The following is a 9,457-nucleotide window of genomic DNA, read 5'->3' as shown; positions in this document are numbered from 1 at the left end:
CGCACCTGTATGGTTATAAAGTTATCAAGGTACTACATTTACCAAGCGGCTAATCCTCTAAACGTCTTACTGTCTAGTTTCTAGCCAACGAATCGCACCACACCCCACACCCTGTCCCCTAATGCCTAGAGAATTTCAATAATTCCTTGACTGCCATCGAGACGAATTAATTGACCATCTTTTAACAATTTCATGGCATTATGCACATCCATAACCGCGGGAATTCCGTATTCTCTGGCAATGATAGCACCATGGGATAATTGTCCCCCCACCTCGGCAATAATTCCCACAGCCTGGGATAATAAAGGGGACCATCCTGAGTCAGTATAGGGAATAACGAGAATAGTATTAGGGGCAATTTCTAGATTTTGTAGGGTTGGCATAATTTTGATTCGTCCCTCCACTGTCCCCCCACTAGCGGCAATTCCCTGTAAGCGTTTTTTTGCAGTTAAATTTGAAACTAAAAATTCTCTTTTCGGTGGTTGTCCATAAACGATATAGGGAATATCGGTTAATTGAGAGTTTTCTTGGAATTGTTGACGACGCTGACGGATAATCTGGTTAAGATTGGCGATTTTATTATTCTGACCCAACTGGGTAACTTCTGAGTAATTTAGATAAAATATATCTCCCGTCTCCGATAATATTTGCTGCTGTAACCAGAGGGTTTCCAAAGCGAGAAAATGCCAGCGTAGGTGAGCTAAAAGACGGGAGTAAATTTCAGTTACCTGGTTTTTGATATTTAATCTTTTTTGGACATTGTGGGAAGATTTGACTTTTTTATGGCTATTATTGCCCGGAATATCTAAGGGTAGTTGTAGCAGATATGGGGGATTTTCTCGCCATCTCGGTATGGAAATATCAGTCCCCACTTCGCTTAAATAACCGTAGGTTTCTAACCAGAGGGAAAAAGCTGAGTCAAAATCTCGATCGATCGTATTTTTTCTCAGTTCAGATAGCGATCGCATTGAGGCTATTTCTGGTGCTTGGGAGTTATCCAATTTCTCAAAAGGTACTCGGGAAATACTGCGACGCAAAGCGAAGCTAAGGGGGGCAAGAATACTATAATAGGTAGCTTTTTTTAAGACGGTTAAAATCTCCTCAATTTGCTCTAAAATTTCCCCAGAAGATAAAGCTTCTAGGGAAGTAGCGTTAATTTTTTCGAGCGTCGGGATAAAATAGTTTTTTTGATCTTGGCTAAAGTCTTTTTCTAACTGTAATTCCCGTCCTAAAAGTTTTAATAAACCGGGGGAATTAGCCAAGGTTGCCGCTAAAGGTGGTTTGGTAAACTTTGCCCCTTTGGTCAGGAATTCTAAGCTTTCTGGAGGTAATCCCATGCGACGGAAAATGGTTCCTAATAAAGAAGCATTAAAATAGGCTCTTTGATAGTGTAAAGTCGCTGTTTCATTGAAGTTCAAATCGAGGGCTTTTTTGTCTAAAACTAACTGGAAAATATCTCCCCAAACTCCACAGGTTAAAGGACGATTAATTGACCAAGGCAAAGGACGAATCACTCCAGGGATAACTTCAGCTGCGATTTTTCTTGTCCAAATTGGCTGTAAATTAGTGATAGGACGGCACTGTAATAACCATAATTTGTGTCCGTCATGAGTCCATTCTATATCTTGGGGAATGCCATGATCAAGGGTTTCTAATTGCCGACAAAGATTAGCTACCTGTTGAATAATAGCTGGGGGAATATCTCCCTCTCCGATGATGATATTTTCTTCTAAATTAACTCGATAACTTTCGGGGGTGATTCTTCCCGATACAACTCTGGTGGCATCTCCGGGTAAAGCTTCAATAACTACATCTAAACTGAGAGGATTAATCGGATCACGACTGAAGGCAACTCCCGAAAAAACTCCTCGAATTTGTTCTTGGATTAACACAGCCATGGCCGTGTTTTCTTGGCCTCGATCGAGTCGATAATTAACAGCATTAGGACTATTATAGGAGGTTTGGCAACTTAAAATCGCCGCCGCTAAATTTTCTCGATCGATGACGTTAAGAATTGTGGTATATTGTCCCGCAGATGAAGCAGTTTCACTATCTTCTCCAATAGCGGAAGAGCGCACGACTAAGGGATGATTAATATCAGGATTAAGAGATTCTATTAACGGTTGTGGATCATCCCCCGGTGGTAAAACCCACCCCCTAGGAATGGGATAACCGGCACGCTTAAGATAGGCTAAAGTGGCGGCTTTTTGTCCCACTTTTGAAGCAACCAGATTGTCATCAAGAGTTTGGATCGATCGATCTCCACGAAAAAAACGAAACATAGTTTTTGATTCATTGTTAACACTTGCTTCGGGTAAGTCTAAATCGTCGGCGATTTTTTGAAAAATTGCCCCTAATAAACAGGCTAAAGCAATGGCAGTTATAATATAACCTGAATCGTGGGGACGGCGCAAGGTGAGAATTAAAGCTAATAAAAATAATCCTACCAATCTACCTGTAGATTTTTCCCGAAAAATAGTAAAGCTAATCCCACTAATGATTGAGGTGAGAAAAACAGCGACAAAATCGTGAACGATTAATCCCCAGAAAACATTAGTAGTTCCTGCACCTTTTCCTAACCAATAGCGCCCCACGACTAAGGCAATTAAAGCTAATAATTCCCAAGAAGAGCCGGTGGGAAAAAATAAACGGGTTAGGAAAATAACGATAATTCCCTTGGCTGCTTCCGAAATTACCGCCAAAATTCCCACCAATTTACCCCCATGGTAAAAGGCGGCAGTTACACCGATATTACCAGTACCTAATTGGGATAATTTACGTCCAGTTACTAGATAATTTATCCAATCGATCAGAGGCAATCCCCCGATTATAGGACAGACTAAAAAAATAAATAGGGAACCCCAAATTTCTCTCATTTAAAATGCGTCTTAGTTTACGATCTTGTCTTAAGTACCTAGGCAAAATTATTTACACATGACGATCATTGCCCCGTAAGGGTTTTAGCTCGATCGGGCAGGTAATTAATTTTGCATGACTACTTAGTAACGACCTTGAGAACATGAACACGAAAGCGATCGAATAAATTGAGCTTAATGGCTTAAAAACCAAGCAAATGGAGCAAATAAAGGCAATAATTGCGGATTTTAAGCGGCAAAATCACCCCCTCAAACTGAAGAAAAAAGCGAAAAGAGTAAGGTGGACGATGCACACCCTACAGACTTAAGAAAATCTGATTGACAGTGAGATTTAATTCCGTGAAAGTCTGGGAAATTAGGCGATCGCTGTCTCGAAATTGCCGAATTTGATATTCTTCCTCAACTAAGCGACAAACAGAGATGGTCGGTTGTTTAGGAGTGCCAAGAAAATTACGCCCACCCAAGGCTGCATAATCGACAATCCAATATTCAGGAATACCCATTTCTTCATAATCAGCAAATTTTAAGTAGTAATCATCACGCCAGTTAGTCGATACCACTTCAATGATCAGAGGGATAGATGCACCCTCACTAAGGATTGATTCTTTTTTCCATAATTTTTCCTGAGCGAGCTTGGTTCGATTTAGCACTAATACATCAGGAAAATAACCAGAGTTTTTACCAGCAGGTCTGACAATCGCTTGGTTAGGAATTAAATAAGGAAGCCCCAGTCTATCAATTATTCCACTGAGTTTAACAGTTAAAAATCCTTTGATTTCCTCGTGTTCTCCTGCGGGTTGTGCCATTTCAATAATATTTCCATTGTGTAGCTCATAACGTACTCCAGAATTTTCAGGCAGCCAAAGGACGAATTCCTCGAAATTAACAGTTTTAGGTAGGGTTTGGCTCATAGCTGACAAAATAGCATTCTCTCTCTACTAACTTCCTTGGCTCTATTTTAGGGTTTGCGGCAAAAAGTTTTTTGTGGGGGCAGGGTATGGGGTGTGGGGAGTTTTCTGCTGTGAACAGTGAACAGTAAACAGTAGCAATGCTCACCCTACAGACTCTCTAGACAATCTGCAAACAATCTGCGATCAAACTATCGATGCTGCGCCCCTAGATTGCACCTGCTCTGATTGGTGGGGGCGTATATGTACGCCCTTTCTTCGATCGGATTTGCTGATCACCATAACCTCAAGAGAGCCATTAATAATTAGCCCCACCGAGATTAATTTACTTAATTCCCACTAAAAAAGTTGTACCGATCGCCATAATTGCCAATCCGATGAACTTACTAATTAGAGTCGCTTGCTTGGCTAATTTTTCCTTGATGACACTGCCAAGGAAAAAAGCACCAGATGCGATCGCTAATTGCATCACGGTAAAACCAATTAAATAGGCAACTAAAGCGGCAACTCGCGCCCCGATAATTGATTCTCCGTAGGCATAACCGTGGAAAATTCCCGCGATCATTGCCAAAGTTGCCAGAGCGATCGTATGAAGATTAGAATGATTTTGTAACCCTTTTTTCAGAGTTAAAATCACGCCAAAAATCACCACAGAAAGGGCAATAATTCCTTCAGGAAAAAGTAAACTTATTCCCTGTAAATGAATCCCTGTCCCGATTAAAGTGGCAATCGCAAAAGCGATCGGAATTAATAAACCCTGTTCCATCCCCACAGCAATTAAACCACTAGCCACCACAAAAGCTAAATGATCTAAACCGATAACCGGGTGAGCTAAACCCGATAAAAATCCGTTCCAAAAATTATCAGGAGTTTGCCCTGCCATGGCATGATGGGCGAGGGTTTTGCTGGCAAAAATTAACAGGAAGAGAGGGACAATAGTTAATATCTTTGTCCAACTTTGACGAAAAATTATCTTCATTGATTACCTCAAAATTATGATTCGGAAACCCGCGCAACAATCGCCCGGTGTCGGGGACTGGTGGGGGTAATGATCGGTGCTTGAAACCCCGCTTCAACTAATGCCTGTTCGATATCGAGAGTAAAATATTGATCGAGATAGGGTTCGGTACTCTTGAGTAAGGTGAGGACATAAGGGGGCATTTTTCGATAAATTTCCGAGCGCGGATTCATATCCATCAGCGTCAAATAACCCCCCGATCGCAATAAACGACGCGCTTCGGCGAAAATTTCTCTAGTAGCCTGTTGGGGTAGTTCGTGGAACATTAAAAACGAAGATACCAGATCGTAGGACTGACTGGGTAATTGAGTTTTTTCCGCAGCCGCGTGTTGCCATTGAATCGTCTTTTGTTTTTGTTGAGCTTGGTATTGGGCAACGGCTAAATAGTAGGGAGAGAGATCTAACCCAGTTACCCGCGCTTGCGGATAAGTATCTTGCAGTGCGAAGCTACTCATGCCGACACTACAGCCTAAATCGACAATATCGTTAATTTCTGCCTTGATTTGCTCCTTCAATATCCGGTGATATTCCCGCCGCAATCGCGGATCGCCGTCAATCCCCGCCCCGGGCCAGATGGTAGAATGAACAGCATAGGCGGCAGATTCTACCTCAAAAGCTGGCAACCAGTCTAAATTGCCCTTTTCGTAAGCGTGGAAAGAACAAACGTAGTATTCGGGATAGACGAGATCGGGATTTTCTACCGCTTGCAGTTCCCGACTCCAATCCCTTTGTTGCCATTGTTTGACGGTTTCTCGCCAAGGTACACCTAGTTTTTCGGCTCTTTTAATCATCATATTGCGGGCCTGATAGCGAGCGATGTCAAAAAGCGGTTTTATGCCGAGAATACGGTTAACTAGACCAGAAACAGGATTAAAGGAGGCCGGAACGGGTGTAACTGTCATAGAAAAGCTTCGATCGTAAATTTTCCCTTTCTCATCTTATAACAGTGATCAGTGATCAGTAATCAGTAATCAGTGAAAAAACAGCACTGTCACCGCCATTTAATACTGCTCAGTTAATACCACTCACTGACAACTCACATCTGATAACTGTTTACTGACCACAGCAAAAAGCTCCCTAACCCCCCATCGGTTCAATTTTTATTATGAGAACAATCGCTGAAATCAACGACAAAATTGCTAAAAAAACGGCTGTAGTCTGGACAGTAGAGGAATTAAAAAGCCGCGTGAACGAGATGGGAATTAAGGAGGTTTTTTCCCAAGTAGATGTGGTTTGTACGGGAACCTTTGAACCGATGGAATCTTCCGGGGCAATTATTAATTTAGGTCAGACGGATCCGCCGATAAAAATTCGTCAATGTTGGTTAGATGGGATTCCTGCTTATGCCGGTTTTGGGGCGGTGGATTTATATTTAGGAGCCAGTGCTATTAGTGATCTAGCGGCCAAAAATGAGAATTTAGAGGCAGAAAATCCCGAAAGGGGTGGCGGACATATTATTGAGGATTTAATCGCCGGAAAATCGATTCAATTGCGCGCTGTCGGCCAGGCTACCGATTGTTATCCTCGCACTTCTTTTGAAACGATTATTTCTAAGGATACCATCAATCAATTTTATCTTTTTAATCCTCGCAATCTCTACCAGAATTTTATCGTCGGAGTCAATGGGGGAGAGCGGACTTTATATACTTATTTGGGACCACTACAGCCGCGATTAGGTAATGCAGTATATTCTAACCCCGGCGCAATTTCTCCCCTGTTAAATGACCCCGATTTAGAGGCTATAGGCATCGGTACGCGCATTTTTTTAGGAGGAGGAATCGGTTATATTGCCTGGGAAGGAACCCAACATTCTCCCCTGCAAAAACGCCTACAAAATCGAACTCCTATTGGTCCTGCTTCTACCTTAGCCTTAATTGGGGATGCTAAACAAATGAATGCTCGCTGGGTGCGGGGTTGTTATTTCAAAAATTATGGGGCTTCTTTAATGTTAGGAGTAGCAGTACCGATTCCGGTTTTAAGCGAGGAAATTGTTCGACATTGTGCGGTAAAAGATGAGGAAATTGTCGCTCCAGTGGTGGATTTTTCCATTCCCCGGCGAGTCCGTCCTACCTTTGGTTTAATCACCTACGCTAAACTAAAAAGCGGTCGGATTATGATTGAGGGAAAAAGTGTTAGGGTGGCTCCTTTGGCCAGTATTTCCCTGTCCCGGGAAGCCGCTTTAGAATTAAAAGCACTAATCGAATCGGGAGAATTTACCCTCACAGAACCCGTGGCAAAAATTAATCTAGAGCGGACTTTTATCCCCCAGGATCGTTGGGGCGGAAAATTATCAATTGAGTGAGGAGTTAAGGGATTGGGTACAGGTGGCACAACCACAATTAAGATGACGAAAAATCGGATTTTCTTCCCCGGTTGTCTTGCCGATCATCATGTCACCTAAGTTCTTGGTATTGAAACTAGGATGAAAGGACTCTGGGGCAGCTTGTACGGAGTTAGTGGTAACTGCTAGGACTAATAAACTAGCGGAGGCAGTGGCAAGAATAACGACTTTTTGATTCATAAATTTGTGGGAATTATTGGCCATGAATACCACTAATTATAACACTGCCGACCGCCGACCGCCTCCGTTAACGGCCCAAAAGATTGGCAATATCAGCACATCCCCCCGGAATGGTTGCGCGGGACTTTTCCCCACACCAACGACAACAATAGTGACGTTGTTCCTCGCTCATGTTTTTCACCCCAGTAAAATTGACATTTTCTACCACTGCTCCCGTGTGTTCTCCGCTGTCATAATTGGGGGGAACGGTACGACTGCGGGGGGTAGCATTTTCTAGGGAACCATAAAATAAACGCATCCCTTTGATATCTGCCCCTCTTAAATTAGCTTCGTAGAGAATTGTCCGCGATACATTTGCTTTCACCAAATCGCTATAACTTAAATCGGCCCGCACCATATTCGCTTCGCTTAAATCGGTCCAGCGCAGATCCTGCCCAGAAATGTCGGCCCCCGCTAACATTACCCCCAATTGTACTACTCTTGTACCAAACTCTCGATCCTCCGCATAACCCCCTTCCCCGTCTAGAATCGGTCGGCCTAGATAACGATCGCGTTTAATCGGTGATAATAGCCGCGATTGACTCAAAAAACGCAGTATTTTCGCTTTCCCGGCGGCATCGACACTGCTGAGGATGGAAGCGGTGCGACCTTCTGCGATCGCTCTTTCCTGGGGCCAATCTTCTAAAAATCCCTCCTCATCCAAGGCTAGATCAGAAATCCCCTGAAAATAGGAATCGATCGTCTGTTGTTGGGTAATGCGATTTTGTTGTATGGTTAAATCCTTAGAAATAACGTACTGTTCCCAGGCCACATAGACGGCTAACACGGCGATCATAATCTGTCCCAAGGCCCCCACCCACTCGGCCCAAGAACCGAACTCATCGTATTTAAAACTGTCTAACCATCGCAATATGCGCTCGTAAACTCCTAAATATTTCCCTAATCCGGCCAGAGCAGCAATAAAAACGATAAAAGCGAAAACCGTCTGACGTTCAGAGGGAGTGAGATAATGGGCGATCCACTGGCGAATAGAGGGTAAAATCACCTGTAAGGATATCAATATCGCTACTATCGCCCCAGAAAAGCCTAACCAGTCCCAGCTAAAGACGAGGCCGATGGTCATCACCATCAGGGGGGCCAGTAATAACCCCGCGTTACCCGGTCGAAGATCTTTTAATACTAGGATGCGCTGACGCACAGGATTACGGGAAGATAAGGAGGAGACGTATTCGGAAGCATCGGGGGCTGATAAACTGGCTTTACCGTTATTTTCGGGGTTATCTTCCCTATTTTCCGCACCGAGTTTTTCTGGGTCTTTGCGATCGCTCATATTAATCCTTGTCAAGAGAAAATAATTCCACACCGAAAACTGAGGCGAAAACTCTCGATAAATCTTGCTGTACTTGCATAAGACTAATATTAGGCAGAAACTGCTGTAAACTGCCCACGGGTTTATTAGCAATGCCACAGGGAATAATCTCGGCAAACCCGCTTAAATCGGGACAAACATTGAGGGCAAAACCATGATAGGTAATCCAACGACTAACTTTAATACCGATCGCAGCTATTTTATACCCTTCTACCCATACCCCCGTCAGGCCCGCGATTCTTTCCCCCGACAATCCATAAATAGCGATAGTTTGCAGAATGACTTCTTCCAATTGTCGCAAATACCAGTGTAAATCCTGCTGATAATAGCGCAAATTGAGGATCGGATAGCCCACTAACTGCCCCGGACAGTGATAGGTGACTTCGCCTCCTCGCTCGATTCGATGCACTTCTTTGTCGGTTTTGTCAAGATTAAATTTAATAAACTTAATATCTGAACCGGTACCGAGGGTGTAAACGGGGGGATGTTCCAGTAGGAGCAGCATATCGGGCAAGTCGGGATTAGCGATTCTTGCCTCCACCAGCGCTCGCTGTTGCGACCAAGCGCGAGAATAGGGAGTAATTGCCTGAATTTTTAGCCCACAGAGACGAGGCATTTTTTGAGTATTCATCGAGAGATGTGATTGTTGACGCTCCCCGCTCTAAAAAGACGGGGATTCTTCGTTCATTGAGTCTCCGTTAGCAAGCAGGATTTCTCCAACCAACCAAGAGGGAATCTCTCCCGAAGCGTTTAAAGTTTGCGTGC

At 43.5% G+C, this 9,457-nt stretch carries 8 protein-coding genes; 1 reads left to right on the top strand and 7 read right to left on the bottom strand.

All coding sequences use genetic code 11. The features are described 5' to 3' along the window. Window positions 1-125: 125 nt before the first annotated feature. From EWV66_RS08620 to EWV66_RS08605, 4 genes are all read right to left on the bottom strand, one after another. Window positions 126-2,876 carry a glycerol-3-phosphate acyltransferase gene (locus tag EWV66_RS08620; protein WP_287108597.1) on the bottom strand — a complete coding sequence of 917 codons (2,751 nt, stop codon included), beginning with the start codon at window positions 2,874-2,876 and terminating at the stop codon, window positions 126-128. Window positions 2,877-3,172: 296 nt separating this feature from the next. Continuing rightward, complete coding sequence (locus tag EWV66_RS08615) at window positions 3,173-3,787, bottom strand: Uma2 family endonuclease (protein ID WP_185237458.1); 615 nt, start codon at window positions 3,785-3,787, stop codon at window positions 3,173-3,175. A 322-nt stretch (window positions 3,788-4,109) separates the two neighbouring features. Then, entirely contained in the window at window positions 4,110-4,763 is a 654-nt protein-coding gene (locus EWV66_RS08610; protein ID WP_185237459.1) for a HupE/UreJ family protein, read from the bottom strand. Between the two features lie 14 nt (window positions 4,764-4,777). Further along, window positions 4,778-5,704: a class I SAM-dependent methyltransferase gene (locus tag EWV66_RS08605; RefSeq protein WP_159251428.1), complete on the bottom strand. Its 927-nt coding sequence runs from the start codon at window positions 5,702-5,704 to the stop codon at window positions 4,778-4,780. A gap of 203 nt (window positions 5,705-5,907) precedes the next feature. Here EWV66_RS08605 and EWV66_RS08600 point away from each other — a divergent pair, with 203 nt between their 5' ends. Further along, window positions 5,908-7,104, top strand: coding sequence for a homocysteine biosynthesis protein (locus tag EWV66_RS08600; protein WP_287108594.1), 1,197 nt, complete (start codon window positions 5,908-5,910; stop codon window positions 7,102-7,104). Here the strand turns inward: EWV66_RS08600 and EWV66_RS08595 are convergent. From EWV66_RS08595 to lipB, 3 genes are all read right to left on the bottom strand, one after another. Continuing rightward, entirely contained in the window at window positions 7,093-7,323 is a 231-nt protein-coding gene (locus EWV66_RS08595; protein WP_052278455.1) for a hypothetical protein, read from the bottom strand. The two genes, EWV66_RS08600 and EWV66_RS08595, sit on opposite strands and share 12 nt — an antisense overlap. Window positions 7,324-7,390: 67 nt before the next feature. Then, the gene (locus EWV66_RS08590) at window positions 7,391-8,653 is read right to left on the bottom strand and encodes a pentapeptide repeat-containing protein (RefSeq protein WP_052276714.1); all 1,263 of its coding nucleotides are present in this window, start codon (window positions 8,651-8,653) and stop codon (window positions 7,391-7,393) included. A 1-nt stretch (window position 8,654) separates the two neighbouring features. Then, window positions 8,655-9,323, bottom strand: a complete 669-nt coding sequence (lipB, locus tag EWV66_RS08585; protein WP_052276715.1) for a lipoyl(octanoyl) transferase LipB — start codon at window positions 9,321-9,323, stop codon at window positions 8,655-8,657. Window positions 9,324-9,457: the final 134 nt, after the last annotated feature.

It is taken from the genome of Microcystis sp. M_OC_Ca_00000000_C217Col (assembly GCF_007095585.1).
Classification (GTDB): Bacteria; Cyanobacteriota; Cyanobacteriia; order Cyanobacteriales; family Microcystaceae; genus Microcystis; species Microcystis panniformis.
Note: the sequence above shows the minus strand (reverse complement) of the source record. Positions and strands in the feature narration are given on the sequence as shown.